The sequence below is a fragment of the Acidianus ambivalens genome, from assembly GCF_009729015.1.
Classification (GTDB): domain Archaea; phylum Thermoproteota; class Thermoprotei_A; order Sulfolobales; family Sulfolobaceae; genus Acidianus; species Acidianus ambivalens.
In genome coordinates this window covers 213,627-229,853 of the sequence record NZ_CP045482.1, presented here as the reverse complement: position 1 = coordinate 229,853, position 16,227 = coordinate 213,627, and the positions used below count along the sequence as shown (strand labels likewise).

General features: G+C 33.4%; 21 protein-coding genes. 11 read left to right on the top strand and 10 right to left on the bottom strand.

Going from position 1 to position 16,227, the window contains the following annotated elements; all coding sequences use genetic code 11:
* Nucleotide 1: 1 nt before the first annotated feature.
* Genes D1866_RS01360 through D1866_RS01350 form a run of 3 tightly spaced genes read right to left on the bottom strand, consistent with a single transcriptional unit; the run spans nt 2 to nt 972 of the window.
* Nucleotides 2-157, bottom strand: a complete 156-nt coding sequence (locus D1866_RS01360; RefSeq protein ID WP_013776086.1) for a 50S ribosomal protein L39e — start codon at nt 155-157, stop codon at nt 2-4.
* Nucleotides 154-504: a DNA-binding protein gene (locus tag D1866_RS01355; RefSeq protein WP_152940896.1), complete on the bottom strand. Its 351-nt coding sequence runs from the start codon at nt 502-504 to the stop codon at nt 154-156. Before D1866_RS01355 ends, D1866_RS01360 begins: the two co-directional genes overlap by 4 nt.
* Before the next feature lie 9 nt (nt 505-513).
* A complete protein-coding gene (locus D1866_RS01350; protein ID WP_152940894.1) occupies nt 514-972 on the bottom strand; it encodes a 30S ribosomal protein S19e in 459 nt (152 codons plus the stop codon).
* Nucleotides 973-1,028: 56 nt separating this feature from the next.
* On the opposite strand from D1866_RS01350, the gene D1866_RS01345 reads away from it, so the two are divergent.
* On the top strand, nt 1,029-2,189 hold the full coding sequence (locus tag D1866_RS01345; RefSeq protein ID WP_152940891.1) for a nicotinate phosphoribosyltransferase: 1,161 nt from the start codon (nt 1,029-1,031) through the stop codon (nt 2,187-2,189).
* A gap of 6 nt (nt 2,190-2,195) precedes the next feature.
* Here D1866_RS01345 and D1866_RS01340 read toward each other — a convergent pair whose 3' ends face one another.
* Entirely contained in the window at nt 2,196-3,245 is a 1,050-nt protein-coding gene (locus D1866_RS01340) for a phosphate signaling complex PhoU family protein (RefSeq protein WP_152940889.1), read from the bottom strand.
* A 49-nt stretch (nt 3,246-3,294) separates the two neighbouring features.
* Nucleotides 3,295-4,296 (bottom strand): DUF711 family protein, encoded by a 1,002-nt coding sequence (locus D1866_RS01335; protein WP_152940887.1) that lies wholly within the window; start codon nt 4,294-4,296, stop codon nt 3,295-3,297.
* A gap of 52 nt (nt 4,297-4,348) precedes the next feature.
* Between D1866_RS01335 and D1866_RS01330 the strand changes: the two genes are divergently transcribed.
* From D1866_RS01330 to D1866_RS01315, 4 genes are read left to right on the top strand one after another with little or no spacing between them, the layout of a single operon-like run.
* Nucleotides 4,349-4,750, top strand: coding sequence for a DsrE family protein (locus D1866_RS01330; protein WP_152940885.1), 402 nt, complete (start codon nt 4,349-4,351; stop codon nt 4,748-4,750).
* Nucleotides 4,747-4,971: a sulfurtransferase TusA family protein gene (locus D1866_RS01325; protein ID WP_152940882.1), complete on the top strand. Its 225-nt coding sequence runs from the start codon at nt 4,747-4,749 to the stop codon at nt 4,969-4,971. The genes D1866_RS01330 and D1866_RS01325 overlap by 4 nt, the downstream gene beginning before the upstream one ends.
* Nucleotides 4,972-5,026: 55 nt before the next feature.
* Nucleotides 5,027-5,914 (top strand): cysteine synthase family protein, encoded by an 888-nt coding sequence (locus D1866_RS01320; protein WP_155860999.1) that lies wholly within the window; start codon nt 5,027-5,029, stop codon nt 5,912-5,914.
* Nucleotides 5,911-6,573 (top strand): BUD32 family EKC/KEOPS complex subunit, encoded by a 663-nt coding sequence (locus tag D1866_RS01315; protein ID WP_152940878.1) that lies wholly within the window; start codon nt 5,911-5,913, stop codon nt 6,571-6,573. The genes D1866_RS01320 and D1866_RS01315 overlap by 4 nt, the downstream gene beginning before the upstream one ends.
* Here D1866_RS01315 and D1866_RS01310 read toward each other — a convergent pair.
* Entirely contained in the window at nt 6,557-6,742 is a 186-nt protein-coding gene (locus D1866_RS01310; protein ID WP_013776076.1) for a zinc ribbon domain-containing protein, read from the bottom strand. The genes D1866_RS01315 and D1866_RS01310 overlap by 17 nt on opposite strands.
* Before the next feature lie 34 nt (nt 6,743-6,776).
* Here D1866_RS01310 and moaA point away from each other — a divergent pair, with 34 nt between their 5' ends.
* From moaA to D1866_RS01290, 4 genes are read left to right on the top strand one after another with little or no spacing between them, the layout of a single operon-like run.
* Nucleotides 6,777-7,703, top strand: a complete 927-nt coding sequence (gene moaA / locus D1866_RS01305; protein WP_152940875.1) for a GTP 3',8-cyclase MoaA — start codon at nt 6,777-6,779, stop codon at nt 7,701-7,703.
* Nucleotides 7,697-8,752 carry a M24 family metallopeptidase gene (locus tag D1866_RS01300; protein ID WP_155860997.1) on the top strand — a complete coding sequence of 352 codons (1,056 nt, stop codon included), beginning with the start codon at nt 7,697-7,699 and terminating at the stop codon, nt 8,750-8,752. The genes moaA and D1866_RS01300 overlap by 7 nt, the downstream gene beginning before the upstream one ends.
* A 51-nt stretch (nt 8,753-8,803) precedes the next feature.
* Nucleotides 8,804-9,442: a GTP cyclohydrolase I gene (gene folE, locus D1866_RS01295; protein ID WP_152940871.1), complete on the top strand. Its 639-nt coding sequence runs from the start codon at nt 8,804-8,806 to the stop codon at nt 9,440-9,442.
* Between the two features lie 49 nt (nt 9,443-9,491).
* The gene (locus tag D1866_RS01290; protein WP_013776072.1) at nt 9,492-10,391 is read left to right on the top strand and encodes a DUF7343 domain-containing protein; all 900 of its coding nucleotides are present in this window, start codon (nt 9,492-9,494) and stop codon (nt 10,389-10,391) included.
* Here D1866_RS01290 and glnA read toward each other — a convergent pair.
* The 4 genes from glnA to D1866_RS01270 form a co-directional block, all read right to left on the bottom strand.
* Nucleotides 10,388-11,803, bottom strand: coding sequence for a type I glutamate--ammonia ligase (gene glnA, locus D1866_RS01285; protein WP_152940869.1), 1,416 nt, complete (start codon nt 11,801-11,803; stop codon nt 10,388-10,390). The two genes, D1866_RS01290 and glnA, sit on opposite strands and share 4 nt — an antisense overlap.
* Before the next feature lie 120 nt (nt 11,804-11,923).
* Entirely contained in the window at nt 11,924-12,535 is a 612-nt protein-coding gene (locus tag D1866_RS01280; protein WP_155860995.1) for an ATP-binding cassette domain-containing protein, read from the bottom strand.
* Complete coding sequence (gene trxA / locus D1866_RS01275; protein ID WP_152940866.1) at nt 12,532-12,930, bottom strand: thioredoxin; 399 nt, start codon at nt 12,928-12,930, stop codon at nt 12,532-12,534. Before trxA ends, D1866_RS01280 begins: the two co-directional genes overlap by 4 nt.
* The gene (locus D1866_RS01270) at nt 12,917-14,290 is read right to left on the bottom strand and encodes a class I adenylate-forming enzyme family protein (RefSeq protein WP_152940864.1); all 1,374 of its coding nucleotides are present in this window, start codon (nt 14,288-14,290) and stop codon (nt 12,917-12,919) included. The genes trxA and D1866_RS01270 overlap by 14 nt, the downstream gene beginning before the upstream one ends.
* 37 nt (nt 14,291-14,327) lie before the next feature.
* Between D1866_RS01270 and D1866_RS01265 the strand changes: the two genes are divergently transcribed.
* The gene (locus D1866_RS01265; protein ID WP_155860993.1) at nt 14,328-15,188 is read left to right on the top strand and encodes a beta-ribofuranosylaminobenzene 5'-phosphate synthase family protein; all 861 of its coding nucleotides are present in this window, start codon (nt 14,328-14,330) and stop codon (nt 15,186-15,188) included.
* Nucleotides 15,179-16,225: an RsmB/NOP family class I SAM-dependent RNA methyltransferase gene (locus tag D1866_RS01260; RefSeq protein WP_196773453.1), complete on the top strand. Its 1,047-nt coding sequence runs from the start codon at nt 15,179-15,181 to the stop codon at nt 16,223-16,225. The genes D1866_RS01265 and D1866_RS01260 overlap by 10 nt, the downstream gene beginning before the upstream one ends.
* The last annotated feature ends 2 nt before the right edge of the window (nt 16,226-16,227 follow it).

Genomic DNA, 16,227 nt, shown 5'->3' with positions numbered 1-16,227 from the left:
TTTACACCTTTAGACTATTCCTTCTCCAGTTTCTTCTAAGAGGATTTATTCTTACTTTTCCATTAGTTTTTAATATAACCCATGCTGGGATAGCTGAGTTTGATTTTAGAGCCTTGGCTAATCTTAATTTTTTAGCTAAAGGTTTAGTTGTGCTCATTTCCAACCCCTTTCTCTAATTTGAATCTTATAATCTCTTTTATTTTGTTCTGCCACTTGGGCTAAGATTTCCTTTAACTCGTCGTCAGTTATAGGAACTCTAATTCTTCCTGCTTGTGCAAGTGCTATTAATTGATTTTCTAAAGATTCAGCTAGTTCTGGCTTTACTAGCTTTACGTTATTTAGCCTTTGCCTTGCTTCTGGTGTTAAAATAACTCTAAGCAAAGCCTCTTTTTGTTTCTCATATTCTTCTCTTTTTCTTCTTTCTTCTAATGCTCTTCTACTTTCTTCTTCAGCCCTTCTGGCTAGTAAATTTTGTAACTCAGGATCATATTCATCTTCTGACATAGAACATCACTATTCTAAGTATTTTTTCAAAGAAGGATTATTTTCTACCAAGCCTTTAAAGATTTCGTATGATAATTTATCTAATAATGATCTTCCCTTTGGTGAAAGACTTCTACCATTTTTAGTTTTAATTACTAGACCAGCCTTTTCTAACTGTTGAAATATTAATCTATTAGCATGACCAGGAGCTTTTACAGTGTGAGGGGGCTTAGTTCCTCTTCTTTTTAGTCCGCTATATATTGTTCTTGAAGTGCTAACTCCAAAAGCTTCTTTATACAATTTCCTAAGTAAAGACGCGGCTCTAACATACCACCAGTTTTCTAAATCGTCTGGAACTCTTTCCTTGTAGCTTGCAGTCTTTGCAAAAAATGCCCACTCTGGAGGCTGTACTTCTTTGACGTTTTCTTTTATATAGTTTGCTAACTTATCTATTAGCAAATTTGGAGGTACCATATCAGCTGTAATCATGTCTATTTCACTGCTATCTTTAAGGTTTAAAAATTAACTTTAGATTAGAGATAACTATGAAGTTCTATACAGCAACAGAGGACGAAATTTTGAGCGGTAAGATAACCGATATTTATTTTGATAGAACTATAAAAACACTAGAACATCTAGGCATAAATAACGTGGAAGTGAGAATGGAATTTCATTCTTATGGACTTCCTAAAGGGTATAGTTGGGCAGTATTTACAGGATTAGAAGAAGCCCTTAAGTTACTTGAAGGAAAACCAGTTACAGTATATGCTATGCCAGAAGGAACATTATTTAAAGAAATAGAGCCAGTAATGATAATTGAAGGAAACTATCTTGATTTCGGAGTATACGAGACAGCTTTATTAGGTATACTAAGACATGAAAGTAGTATTGCAACAAAAGCTGCAAGAATAAAGAAACTTGCTCAAGATAAAACTGTATTATTTTTTGGGCTTAGAGCTCTTCATCCAGCAATAGCTCCTATGGCCGATAGAGCTGCTTATATAGGTGGTTCTGATGGGATTTCTGGAGCATTTGATAAGGATATTTTCGACATAGAGCCTTCTGGAACCATGCCACATGCATTGATGCTTTCAGTAGGAGATAACGAGAAGGCTTGGAAAGCGTTTGACGAAGCGATGGACGAAAAAGTACCAAGAATTGCATTAGTAGACACTTTCGAAGATGAAAGGACTGAGGCATTAAAAGCTGCTAAGTTACTGGGTAAAAGACTAGCAGGCGTTAGGCTAGATACTCCTTCAAGTAGACGTGGGAATTTCAAAAAGATTGTACAAGAAGTTAGATGGACTCTTAATATTAATGGTTTCTCGCACGTTAAAATATTTGTAAGTGGCGGTATAGATGAAGATGACGTAGTAGAATTAAGAGATTATGTAGATGGTTTCGGAGTAGGAACCAGTATTTCAATGCCCCCTAGTGTAGATCTAAGCGCTGATATTGTTGAGAAGAAAATTGAAGGTAAATGGGTACCATATACTAAAAGAGGCAAATGGCCTGGAGCTAAACAAGTATATAGATGTAGCGGATTTAATGATATAATAACTTTACTAGAAGATAAACCAATAGAAGGTTGCAAGCCATTGCTAGTTAAATACATGGAAAATGGGAAAATAATAAGAGACTTACCAAGCTTAAAGGAAATAAGAAACTATGTACTTGAGCAATTAAGGGAAGTCCAAACACTATAACTTTTTCTATTCTATAACTATTTCCTTTAAATTCTCAATACTTCTATTGAAAGCTATTTCGGCTATTGGCTCCATTCTTCTTATAGCATTATATAACCTTAAGTTTAAGCTTCTAAATACGACGGTAACTCTAGTTGAATTATTTTTCTCAATTTTTTCCTCAGCCATTAGTGCTTCTGTCATAAGAACTCTTCTTAGAGTCCTTAGCTCTTCTAATACTTCATTTACAAGCTTTAGATCTTCTTTATTTAATACTTTTACTACATGATCTACAACGACTGCTGTTTGGTCAACTATCATATCTATTTTATCCCACGATACTTTTAGTACTTCTAAATCCTCTGGATGTAACGAAAGTAAATCGGATGCGGCTTCACTTATTTCGTCTGCTGCTTCTTCTATTGCTTTCATTAAAATTCTATTTCCTATTATTTGGATTCTCTTTACTCCTATCATATAGGCTAGGCTCCTATTTACTTGAGCTAATAGTAATTGTCTTAATGACAAGTAATAAAGCCTATCAACTTCCTTCTCTAATTCTAGGACTTCTTGTAAAAACGTTCTACTAGCCTCTTTAATTCCTAAATTCAAGTAATGCAACATTTGCTTTAATGTGTTACTTAACCTACTAACTAAACTAGCCATGCTATACTTTGTTGGATCTAAAAACGATTGTATCTGTAAATTAGTAAGATCTTGCGATACAATTTCTAATCCTATTAAGCTTCTTACAGTATCTTTAACTTTCCTTAATATATCCTCATTAAATGGCCCGTCTGTAGACTCTATTGTTATTTTATCAAATCCTAGGATATACAAGCTATAAATTATTCTACTTATTAGTTCTGGGCTCACGTTAGTTTTTATTTCTATCTTCATTTCTTTACTGCTTCCTTCAGTTTTCAGATTAGGCGGATAAACCTTTAGGCTTCCATCCTCATCAACTTCTAAGTAAATACTTTCTCCTGGGTTTAAACCAACTTCCTTAACCCAGTCTGCGGGTAATGATACCATTAATGTCGATTTACCAAATTTTTGTACTCTTCTAACTTCCATTTTACTCAACTATATATTACTAGACATATAAAAGTAATTTAAATCTTTTCTATACGACTTTAATGGTTGGTATATAACCGAATTCTTTTATATAGATCTTTTTCTCACCCCTAGAAGGTATAATTCTTATACCGTATGGTCTTTTCTTCACGAATTGAATAGCCATTGCGTCCTTGATAATATTCTTATATAATTCCTTATCCTCTTCTATCCCTACCATATCTAATCCTGCTGCGCATGAGAATGTCATACTTAGTAATTGCGAGAGCGTTAAAGATTCCTCCTCAACGCGTTTAGATAATATAGCATCTTCACCTACTGGTAGCATAACTTCAGAATAACCTATCGGTGACACCTTAGCTTCCCACGCGCTTGAGAATAATTCTTTATTAAGCTCGCCTACAGTCCATACGTGCCCTCTATTAAAGATCTTTTTTCCGCTTCTTTCTTCAATTAATCCTCCAACACTTTCCTCTCCCCAAGGAGAAAGCGAAATGTCTATTCCTATGTATTTTAACCCAGTTTTACTCTCAATAGTTTTTCCTATTGCATCAGCCTTTTCTAAACTTTGTACAGCTTTTCTTTCCTTGAAATCATTAACGTAAAGTAAAGATAATGCAAAGGAGTCTCTAGCTACATCTGCGGTAGAAGTTGGAAAATAAGGTGTTAAAAGGAAGTAATCATTAATAAGTATTGCAAATCTTGAAGCTTCTGAAGGTTCTAGCCTTGTTATAAGATTTACAATTTCGTCAACATAAGAGGGTGATGTTAATAATACATTTGCATATATATTTTCTCCTGCCGAAAGTACATCTTTAACTTGGCTTAATCTTTTGTCCTTATCCTTTATACTTATCAAGCTAAAAATTATTGAGTTATCAACTACTAAATCTAGAAGTTTCGAAAATTCTATATTAGGATTTGTCTCAGGAAAGCTTATTCTCTTGGTTAGTATATCTTCTTCTTTAATGGAATTTAATTTGTTAGTAATAGATAAAATTTTATCTTTGTTTATATCTGCTACGAAAGCCGTTACGGCTCTTATTTTCATGGCTAAATATACTTTGCTCGTTTTTATAACCTTTAATCATGTTATACTATCTATGGCAAAATTAACAATATTACTTGCGGATAATAGTATGGATAAATTCTATCATGGATTAGTTCTAGCTATAGGGGGCAAATCATTAAATTGGGACGTTAAATTTTTCGTCACTTCACAAGCAGTGATTCTATTTACAAAAGAGATGAAAGGTAAATCTAAGCTTAAAATGGGATTTTTTGCAAGACTTTTTATTAACTTTCAAATGAAGAGAATGAATATTCCAGATACATCTAAATTACTAATGGAGGCAATAAAAGAAGGTATTGAGTTCTACGTTGATGAAGCAGGGTTAAAATTGGCGGGTTTCTCTAAGTCTGATTTACTAGATGGAATAAAATTGTCCGATACCATATCCTTTTTAGAGGAGGCAAAGACTTCAGACGTGGTGATTACGTTATGAAGGAAATAAATTCTGATGGAATATGTCCAGTAGTTTTGCTTGAAATTTATAGAGAATGGAAGTCCTTAAAGGAGGGCGAAGAGGAAGATGTGATAATAAGAACTCCGTGGGAAGCTTCAGTTCAAGCTCTAGAAAAATGGTGTAATGAAACTGGAAATATATTTTTAAGTTATGAAAAGCAAGGAAGTAAAATAGTGATTAGGTTAAAATTAAAGAAATAAAAAAGAAACTCTTTTATACGTTATATTAGGATAGATTAGTAGGTAGATGCATATTGTGTCAAAAGATCTTCATGTATTTGAAGACCCTATAGAATTGTTAGAAAATATGTGGCCTACTCCACTTTTAAAATTAAAAATAGGAGAAGACGTTTGGGCAAAGCTAGAATTCTACAATCCCTTCAGTCATAGTATAAAAGATAGAACTGCATGGTTTCTCTTTAGACAAGCTCTGGAGAATAATGCTAACGAGATAGTTGAAGCAACGTCTGGTAATTTAGGAGTAGCGCTTGCTTCACTTTCTGCAATATTTAATAAGAAATTTACTTCTTTTATTCCTGCTAAGGCTCCTCAAAGCTTCAAAGTTATGATGAAAATTCTAGGAGCACAAGTTATACAAACTGGAAAATCCACCACAGAGTTATTACCATTAGTAAAACAATACTCAAAAACTACTGGGGCCTTACATTTAGACCAATTTAGAAATCCATTAAATTACATGACTCATTATTATACAACAGCTAAGGAAATAGACGAACAATTAGAGTATCTAAATAAGAAACCCCAACGCATAATAGCCACAGCAGGCACTGGGGGCCATCTAACTGGAATAGCTAAATACTTCAAGGAAAAATATGGTAGTGATGTAGAAATTATAGGAGTTCAACCTGCAGAAGGAGAAAGAATTCCTGGAATCAAAAGGCAAGACGAAAATAGCTTTATAGGACTAGTTAAAATTGATAGAATGATTGATATAACCAGGAAGGAAGCAGTAGAAGGAATAGTAGATATTGCTAGAAGTAGTGGAATTCTAATAGGTATAAGTGCAGGAGCTACTGTAGCAGCATATAAGAAACTTGCTGATGATAAGACTACCGTATTAGTGTTTCCAGATGATGCGTTTAAATACTTTATGGAATTAGAAGATATAGATTCTAAAATATGAAGTTTGAAGATGTGATAAAATCTCTATACTTACAGAGTAAGTTAATCAAGCTTGAAGAAAAAGAGTACGTTATTAAATGTTATTCTACAAGTGCAGGAATTAAATGGTATTTTATTTCCTCATTTTTTAAATCGTATCCTTATGCTTCGAGTCCTCGAGAGCGAATGAATAGAGAGATTGATTTTTTTACTAGGAAATGGAATGGAATAGGAACCCCAAAAATTATAGATATGGATTATGAGACTAACTGTATAATGAGAGATTACATAAAAGGAAGACCTATAGAAACAGAAGAAGATTTTCTTATGCTAGGCAAGGCTTTTAGGATAATTCATGATAACGGGCTATCATTAGGAGATACAAAAATAGAAAATTTTATTGTAAATGAAAAGATTTATGTTATAGACGCAGAACAAGCTATCCAAACTAAGGAAGAAAAATACTTTGCGTGGGATATTTTAGTTTTTCTTCTTTTCCTAAGTTATAAATATATAAATGATTTAAAAAACTTTGAGAAAATGGCTAGAGTATTTTTAAACTCTTATAAGCCTACTCAAAAGGAGATATCCTATATCCTCGATATAAGAAATATAGGAGTATTAACTTTATTCCCTCCAATGGCATTAAATTTAATCAAAAAAATTACTGCAGAACTTTAATTATTACCGCACTATCTTTCTTTAAAATCTTCATTATACTTTCGTTTATTTTTGTTCCACAAGCAGGACATCTATAGAAATATCTAACTTCTCTTCCTTCACTGTTACTTTCAGTTTCTGCCATGAATTCCATCCTTATTCCGCATTTAGGGCAAAGTACTTCTTTCATCTAGTTTATTAAGGTTAAAAACAATTTAAAAGTAATGAAGGACAGATTTGGAAGAGACCTTGAGGACTTAAGAATTACGCTTACCCATGCATGTAATTTTTCTTGTTTTTTCTGTCATATGGAAGGTGAAGGGAACGAAAATTTATCGGGATTACCTTTACGCGATATACTACTCGTAGCCAAGGCTTCTAAAGATTTTGGGATAAAATACATAAAATTAACAGGAGGAGAACCTACTTTACGAAGAGATTTAATAGAGATCGTTAAAAGCTTGAAATCTTTGGGTTTTGAAATTTCCATGACCACTAATGGCGTTTTACTTCCTAAACTAGCTACTAAATTAAAAGAAGCAGGATTATCTAGAGTCAACATTAGTCTTCACGCATTAGATAGGGAAACTTTTAAGAAAATTACTGGAGTCGACGCTCTAGATAAGGTTTTAGAAGGAATAAAATCTGCTATTAATGCTAATCTTAGACCTGTAAAATTAAACTTTGTTGTAAATAAAATGAATATTAATGAAGTAAAAAAGATCATAGATTTTTCAGAGAAACTAGGGATAGATGAATTACATTTAATAGAAATGCATCCTGTAGGGTTAGGCAAATCTTCGTTTTCATATCACGAGAATTTAAATATAATAGAGGATTATCTAAAGAAGAATTCAACAAAAGTAACAATAAGGAATAAGCATTTTAGGCCTAGATATTATTTAAATTCTGGCTTAGTAGTAGAGGTAGTAAAACCTTATGCTAATCCAATATTTTGTGCTGGATGCAATAGAATAAGACTTACAGTAGATGGCAAGTTAAAAACATGTTTATATAGAGAAGATAAGGTAATTGATATTTCTGGAATACTTAAATCGAACTTGTCAGAAGACGATAAATTAGAACTAATAAAAGAGGCATTTAAGTTAGCAATAGCTATTAGAGAGCCAAATTTTAAATATACATTATGAGACTCAAAAAGCTTGAAGAGCTCTCTCAAAAATATAATAATTCATGCATAATAATAAGTGGAGATCCTAATGTTTATTATTTTACTAATTATAAAGGAGCAGGTAGTATAATATATTGTGACGGAGTTGCGACACTTTTAGCACCTCTATTAGAGGAGAATAGAGCCAGAGAAATAAGCGGGCTAGACGTTAAAATATATTATCCAAGTAATATAGCTAATGGGATTCTTGTAGGCTCCTTATCAGATATTTTACCTAAGTTAATTACTAAGAATACTGTAGCATTAGATATTAACTGGTCTACTGTTAACGTTTATAGGCTTTTATCCTCAAAATATAATTTAATTGATATATCAAAAGACATTTCTGAAATGCGTAGTATTAAAGACGATGAAGAATTGGAAAAAATAAAGAAATCTGGAGAAATAACTTCAGAAGCAATGAAGGTTAGTATGGAGAAAATTCTAGAAGGTGAAATAACTGAAAAACAGCTATCTGGAATAATAGATTATACTATGAAAGCCAGTGGTGCTGAAGATTACGCTTTTCCTTCAATAGTAGCAGCAGGTAAAAATTCCTCTTTCCCTCATCATATTCCTACAGATAAGAAAATCCTAGAAAATGATAATGTAGTTGTAGATATAGGAGCAAAATTTGATGGATACTGTTTTGATAGCACAAGAACCTTTAATGTTAAAGGCGAAGTAAGGAAAATCTATGAGATAGTTTTAGAGGCTCAATTAGAGGCAATAGATGCAGTAACTTCTGGAGTAAATGCTTCAGAAATAGATAAGATTGCAAGAAAAGTTATTGAAAAATATGGATATGGAAGATATTTTGTTCATTCTACTGGTCACGGAGTTGGTATAGAAGTTCATGAATCTCCTTATATATCGTTTAATTCTAACGATGTACTAAAGAAAAACATGGTAATAACTGTAGAGCCCGGCATATACATTAAAGATAAGTTCGGAGTACGGATAGAGGATACATTAATAGTAACAAACGGTAAACCCGAGGTTTTAGAAACGGCTTATAAGCTTTTGTAAGTTTTTTTATAAAAACTATTTAATTAGCAGAGTCTCAGAATACTAATTGGCATGGAAACATCAATATCTCAAGAAAAATTAGTAGAAGAAATTGCAAAAAGAGTAAGAGAAATACTAGAACTTTTAGGGGAAGATCCAAACAGAGAAGGTTTAAGAGAAACGCCAGAGAGAGTTGCAAGAGCTTTAATAGAAATGACTTCTGGTCTAAGAAGTCCACCACCTAAAATAAAAGTATTTAATGCTAAAGATATAGGCGAAGATATAACTGAAGATAAAAACGGAGATCAAGTAATTCTAATTAGAGATATACAATTCTCTTCCCTTTGCGAGCATCATCTCTTACCATTTATAGGGAGGATTCATGTTGCTTATGTTGCTAACGATGATGGCAAAGTTGCCGGATTTAGCAAAATAATAAGAATAGTTAACTATTATTCAGCAAGACCTCAGATCCAAGAGAGATTAGTTTCTCAGATAGCTGATGCAATAATGAATAGCGAAATAAAACCAAAGGGAGTTATGGTAATTGGTAATGGTATTCATATGTGTGCTTATGTGAGAGGAGTAAAAGACAAGGAAGCCAAGCTAGTTTCAGTAGCAACTAGAGGAGTCTTTAAGACAAACAGGGCATTAGTTAATCAAGTATTTAGATTATTAGATACTACGCATGAAAGAAGTTTAAGATTATAAGAAAGAAGAAAACTTTAAGTTTAATAAAGTGTTTTTTAAATTTTTAGTAATGAAAGGAAGAGATAGAATTCTTAGTATTCTTAAAGAGAGAGGATCATTACCTCAAACTGAGTTAGTTAAGATTTCTGGAATGTCAAAAAGTAGAGTATCTGAAATACTTAATGAATTAGAAAAAGAAGGAATAATATTCAGGAAACAATTAGTTGGAAAAAATCTTATAGTATCGTTAAATGAAACGAAATTTCTCAGGCTAGGAATTATAAATGCTGCAGAATATCCTTTTATTATTCCATTTATAAAAAAACTTAGAGAAAAAGGAATAGAAGTTGAAGTAAAAATTTACGACAATGGCCTTCAAGTTACTAAAGATTTAGTCCTAGGTAAAATAGACATGGGATTTTCGCCAGTTATTTCGCAAATAATATTTTCAAAAATATTTGATATAAAAATTATAGCAGGAGGTGCAAAGGGAGGTGCAGGAATAGTAGGCGAATCGTGCAATATAGGTTCTACAGTAATGTCTAGTATGGAAACATGGACTCTAGCAGAAGTAAAGAATGCTAATATAATTCCTTTTAATTCTCCACAAGAGTTAGTTAAAAATTTTGAAACAAAAAAAGTTCCGGCAATAGCTATTTGGGAGCCTTATTTATCTATACTTGAATCTAAAGGACATAAAGTAACTCATGTATTTGAACCAAATCACTGTTGTACATTAGCTATAAGAAGCTCTTTAGAAGATGAGGAAAAAATAAAAGAGATATATGAAGATGCATTTTCCTGGTTTTTATCTTCAAAAGATAGATGGATTTCGGATTATTCCAATTTATTAGGTGAGGATTACAATATAATGAAAAAAGCATCTGAAAGATATTACTTCGATAGCTATTTAGATTTAAAAGAAGTTTACAAAAATTTGAAAAAAATGAATATATATATTCCGGCTTAAGAATCTAGATAATAGTATAACTCCATTGGATGCGGATACATTTGTAGAGTCTTTGCTTCTTCTCTCTTTAAGTCGATGTATGTATCAAGTATTGTTGAATTGAATACCGGCTTTAAGAATTCTTTATCGCTCTCTAGTTCATCTAATGCTTCATCTAATGATCTCGGTAACTCTTTGATACCTAATTGCTTTCTCTTTTCTGGAGTTAGATGATAAATATTCTCATCTACTGGATCTCCTGGATCTATTTTCTTATTTATTCCATCCAATGCGGCCATTAATATTGCAGCGAACGCTAAGTATGGATTGCACGAAGGATCTGGCGCACGATATTCTATTCTCTTTGCTTTTTCTATTCCCTTATAATATGAGGGAACTCTAATTATTGCGCTTCTATTAGATTTGCTCCAAGCAATGTATACTGGTGCCTCAAATCCGGGGACTAATCTTCTATAACTATTAACAGATGCAGAAACTATCGCAGACAATGCTCTTGCATGATGTAATATTCCTCCAATTACATACCTCCCTGTCTGACTTATTTCAGCATATTCGTCATTAGGATCGTACATTAAATTCTTTTTGCCATCAGCAGTCCATAAACTGAAATGAGTATGCATTCCTGTTCCATTGTCTCCAAACATCGGTTTTGGCATGAAAGTCGCTACCATGCCATGTTTTGCTGCTACGTTCTTTACAACATATTTTAGAGTTTGTACTTTGTCCGCAGTATCTGCTAATGTGGAGAATCTAAAGTCTATTTCTCCTTGACCTCCAGTAGCTACCTCATGATGAGTTGCCTCAATTGTGAATCCAAAATATTTAACTAGAGTTTCCACAGCCTCCAGTCTTACATCCATTAGTTGATCTACTGGTGGGGCTGGATAGTAACCTTCTTTATATCTAATTACGAATCCTCCACTATTTTGCCATGGTGCTTCTCTAGCAATAATTTTGTATCCAGTTCCTCTTTGAGGGGTGGCTACATCAAGGTCTATTTTATCGAAAATGAAGAATTCCATTTCTGGACCAAAGAAGGAAGTATAACCTTGTGATAACTGGTATTTTTCAGCCTCCTCTGCTATGAATCTAGGATCTCTTTCAAATCTTCCTTTTCCTCCGCCCCAGAATACTTTAGTAATAACTCTCGCAACTCCTGGCGTCCAAGGAACTAATGTCATTGTTTCTGGTACTGGTAATAGCACCATATCGCTTTCGTAAATCATTGTAAAACCTTTTATGCTACTTCCGTCAAGTTTTCCAAAGCCCGTCTTTACAGTATTCTCATCAAACTCGCTTGCTGGAATTGTTATATGATGTAATCTTCCTGGAACATCTGTGAATTGTAAATCTACCCATTCAATTTTATTATCTTTTAAGAACTTTAACATGTCTTCTGGACTTGATGGCATGAATCGAGTTCTGTTAAAGAGTATATAAGCTTTTATTGTAATTCGTATATAAAGTTTTTAGATGACAAAATAAATTTATAATTACTTTTCATGACTATTGAAAAGTTCAAGTAATATCTTTTAAAAAATTTTTAACAATTTTCCATCTTCCATGCGTAAGTGAGAATTTGCGAATTGCGAATCATTTATGTCTTGAGTAGTAAATATCAATTCTATGGAATTTTTACGCATTATCTCAATAGTTCTTTCTACGAAATCCTCCTTATCATTAATGTTAGAGAACGCTTCGTCTATGAGTATAACCTTAGGTTTAGCAAGAATAGCAGTAAGTATGGAAACTCTTTCTCTTTGGCCTAGGCTCAGTTTGTCTACTTTTTCATCTAATGAGATTCCGTCTAATAGATCTTTATACTTCTCAAGTTCATTAATATCATATTTAATTTTCCTAATTTTGGCCCCCCACACTAAGTGAGATTTCACTTTAAGTCCAGGAATATAAGAGTCTGGAGTTATTATAACAGTTCCTCGTTTTTCAGGTGGAAGTTTTGTTACATCCACGTTGTTAATTTTAACATAACCTTCATCGATATTCAAAAATCCTGCTAAACTCCTCAAAAAAGTAGTTTTTCCACTACCGTTTTTTCCAGTAATACATACTATTCCTTGTTCTTTGATTTGAGCATTAAGATAAAAATTGCCTAGCTTTTTTACTATTTTAGCTTCAATTGTCACGATATATATTTTTTAATAGTATCCTCTAAAGTATTTTCATCAACTGCTCCAACTAGAGAATCCTTTAATTGCCCATCAACGAAAATTAGTGTAGTTGGTATATTCAGAACATTATATTTATCTGCAAGCTTCTGGTTTTCATCAACGTTAAGCCTTCCAAAGAATGCTTTATCCTTATATTTTTCTGCCACTTTCTTAAATATTGGTTCATATAAATGGCAGGGAGCACACCAGTCAGCCCAACAGTCAATTACTACAACTTTATTTTTAGAAAGAATTTCGTCAAATTTATCTTCACTGACGCTTTCTGGCTCATATTTCGGTGATTTTATACTTTCTGCCCTTTTCTGTAACTTCTCAGCAATCTCCTTTATTAAGGACTCAATTTCGCTCAATTTTATCCACTATATATACTTTCTTTAGCCTCTTATAAAATGCAACTCTTTGGTTAACATAATTAAGTAATTCGTCTTCAAGACCTTCTTTATGCTCTTTAACTATAACTTTAGCTACAGGGTGAGTGCCTAGATTTCCAGCGTCTTCGCCGTAAACATATGCTTCCTTTACTAATGGATGAGTGAGTAAAATTTCCTCTAAATCTCTAGGGAAAATCGGATACCCCTTATATTTCAGCATTCTCTTTTTCACACCTTTGAAATAAAGTAACCCTTTTTCATCCATGCTAACTAGATCTCCAGTTTTTAGCCATTCTCTTTCAAATACTCTTTTAGTTTCTTCCTCATCTTTGTATCCTAACATAAGCCATGGAGCTTTTACCCATAATTCTCCAGTTTCTCCAATTTTTGCCTCTTCTCCATTATCCTTAACTACTTTTACTTCAGCATTAGGTAAGGGTTTACCTATGCTTATTACCTGAGAAAATTCAGGAGGCTGATACGTTATTACTAATCCTTCTGTAAATCCATATTGTTGTACTATATCCTTATTAAATCTCTCCTTGAAAGCCTTTATTGTTGATGGGAATAATGGTGCTGCTGTACTAATACAGAGTCTTAAACTATCTAGATTACCTTCTTTCTCTTTAGCTAATGCGTCGTAAACCATGGGTACTGTTGCTAAATAGTTTATTGAGAACTTATCTATTGCTGATATTATTTCTTTAGGATCAAATTTTCTCAAAATGTACATAAATCCACCTGCTTCCAAAGTTACTCCTAAAACGCTGTTACCCAGTACATGAGCCAATGGCACAGTTAATATACTAGAGATATCCTTAACTCCTAGGGCCTTATAAAGGGATGCAGAATTTAATTCAACTCTTTCTGCGCTATGTAATACTTGCATAGTCCTTCCTGCTATTCCGGCATAATAATAAATCAAGCCAACTTCATCTTCTCTATATTCATATGGTGAAGTTTGCTCATAACCGCCATCGGCGGAGTCTATTATCACTTTATAGTCCTTTAATACGTTCTTTTCCCTTTCGTATACTTCATGATCAGTCAAAACTAATGAAGGCTGAGAATCTTCTAAAATGAATTTTAAATCTTCTGCTGAGGTTAAGGGATCTATTGCTACTACTTTTCCTCCGGCCCAGTAAACGCTTAAATAATTTATTACAGATCTAGTTGAGTTAAACATTATATGTGCAACTGTTTCGCCAGGAGAGATTAATGATGCAGTTCTTCTAACTTCATCAACAACTTGTTGGTATGTTAAACTTCTATCCCCTCCTAAAAATGTCTTGGAAGGATTTTTCTTATACCATTCATAAAGGACTGTTGCTAAGCTCATGAGTAACCGTTTTAAACTTATAAAAAGGGTCTAAAAAATAATGAAGCTTATAGGTATTTCAAGGATTCATATTACACTATTTGACCTCGAAGGTAAGTACGGTAGACTAGACGGAGGGATGGGAGTAGCATTAAAATATCCTAGGATAGTTATCAAGACTGGCGAATGCGAAGAAATTAACATAGATGGAGTTCCTAAGGAGAAGTTTTGCATAGAAGAGGACTACCCAGCTCACGTAGGTTTAGGGCATACAACACAGTATTTATTATCAATAACGAAGTATGCGTTCGAGAAGAACTTCCAAAGAAAGAGCTCTGTAGAATTAGCTAAGTTAGTGAAAAGAGGTTCAACTTCCGGTATAGGTGTATATGCATTCGAATACGGCGGATTTATTGTAGATGGAGGTCATTCATTAAAAGTTAAGAAAGAGGCCTTACCTTCAGATTTTTCCACAGCCCCTCCGCCACCGCTTTTACTTAGGGTAGATTTTCCTTGGTATATTTATGTAAACATTCCAGAAGGCAGGAGAATCTTTGGTAAAGAAGAATTGGCAGCATTTAAAAATGCTAAGCTTGAAGGATTAGATACTTTAGCTAGAGTAGTTCTCATGGAATTTATTCCTTCTGTCATAGAAAAAGACTTAGAAAACGTACTGGACGCGCTCGATAGAATACAAAATCTAGGTTTTAAAAAGATTGAGGTATCTTTGCAAACGGATAAGGTGAGAGAACTTATGAAAAAACTTAAGAGCAAAGGTTTCCCTAGCGGAATATCATCCTTTGGTCCAGCAGTTTATACTTTTGTCAATTCTAGAAGAGAAGGAGAAGAACTAGTTTCTACATTTGGTGGATTTTTAACAGAGCCAAATAATAAGGGGGCTAAGGTAGTTTGGAATTAGATTATGATGAATTTGTCATAGAAGAACTTAGGAAAGTGTATGGGAAAAGTCTGAATAGCTTTCTGGATTCTATTAAAAGACCAAATTCAAGGCTTTACGTTAGGGTTAATACGTTAAAGACTACAGTGGATGAAGTTTTACAATCGATGTATGGATTTAAAAAAGACGAAGATTTTCCTGAGGCTATCTATGCTGAAGTTAAAGGCCCTAATAAGTTAGAAAGTTTAGACTCTAAGGTTATTGTAGATAAGAAAACTGCTGAGAGCGTAATGCTGGGAGCGGACGTTTACCCACCAGGAATTAAGAAGATAATTGCAAATGAAGGCAATTCTGTAGAAGTAGTAAGCGAAAACGGAATAACAGTTGCTAATGGAGAGTTAGTAAGGTTACCTGGAGGAAAATTTATGGTCAAGGTTTATAATTCTTTGTACTCTTCACCTAAGTTAGCAGATACAAAGGAAATAAAAGAAGGTAAAATTTACGTTCAAGGTAAAGCTTCAATGTATGTAGCTAGGATAGTAGACCCTCGACCTGGAGAATTTATAGTAGATACGACAGCCGCACCTGGAGGCAAATTATCGCACATTTACCAACTAGAACCTAGGGCAAGAATTATAGGATTTGACCATACATATAAAAAAGTTGAAAAAATGAAACAGCTATTTAAGAAAATGAATGTAAACGTTCAAGTATTTGTTCACGATTCCAGGTATTTAAGTGAGCTAGGAATAAAAGATGTGGATAAGGTGCTTATAGACCCTCCATGCTCTGCTCTAGGATTAAGACCTAAAGTTTATGACAAAAAGACTAAAACGGATTTAATGAATCTTCATGCGTATCAAAAGCAATTCTTGAATTCAGCGTATGAGATCCTAAAAAAAGGCGGAGAGGTTATTTACTCTACATGTACCGTTACTGAAATAGAGAATGAAGAAGTCGTTAATGACCCTAGATTTGATATAGAATATATGATAAGATTTCATCCTCAAATACATGACATGACCGGGTTTTTTATAGCCAAGTTGAAGAAGAAATAATG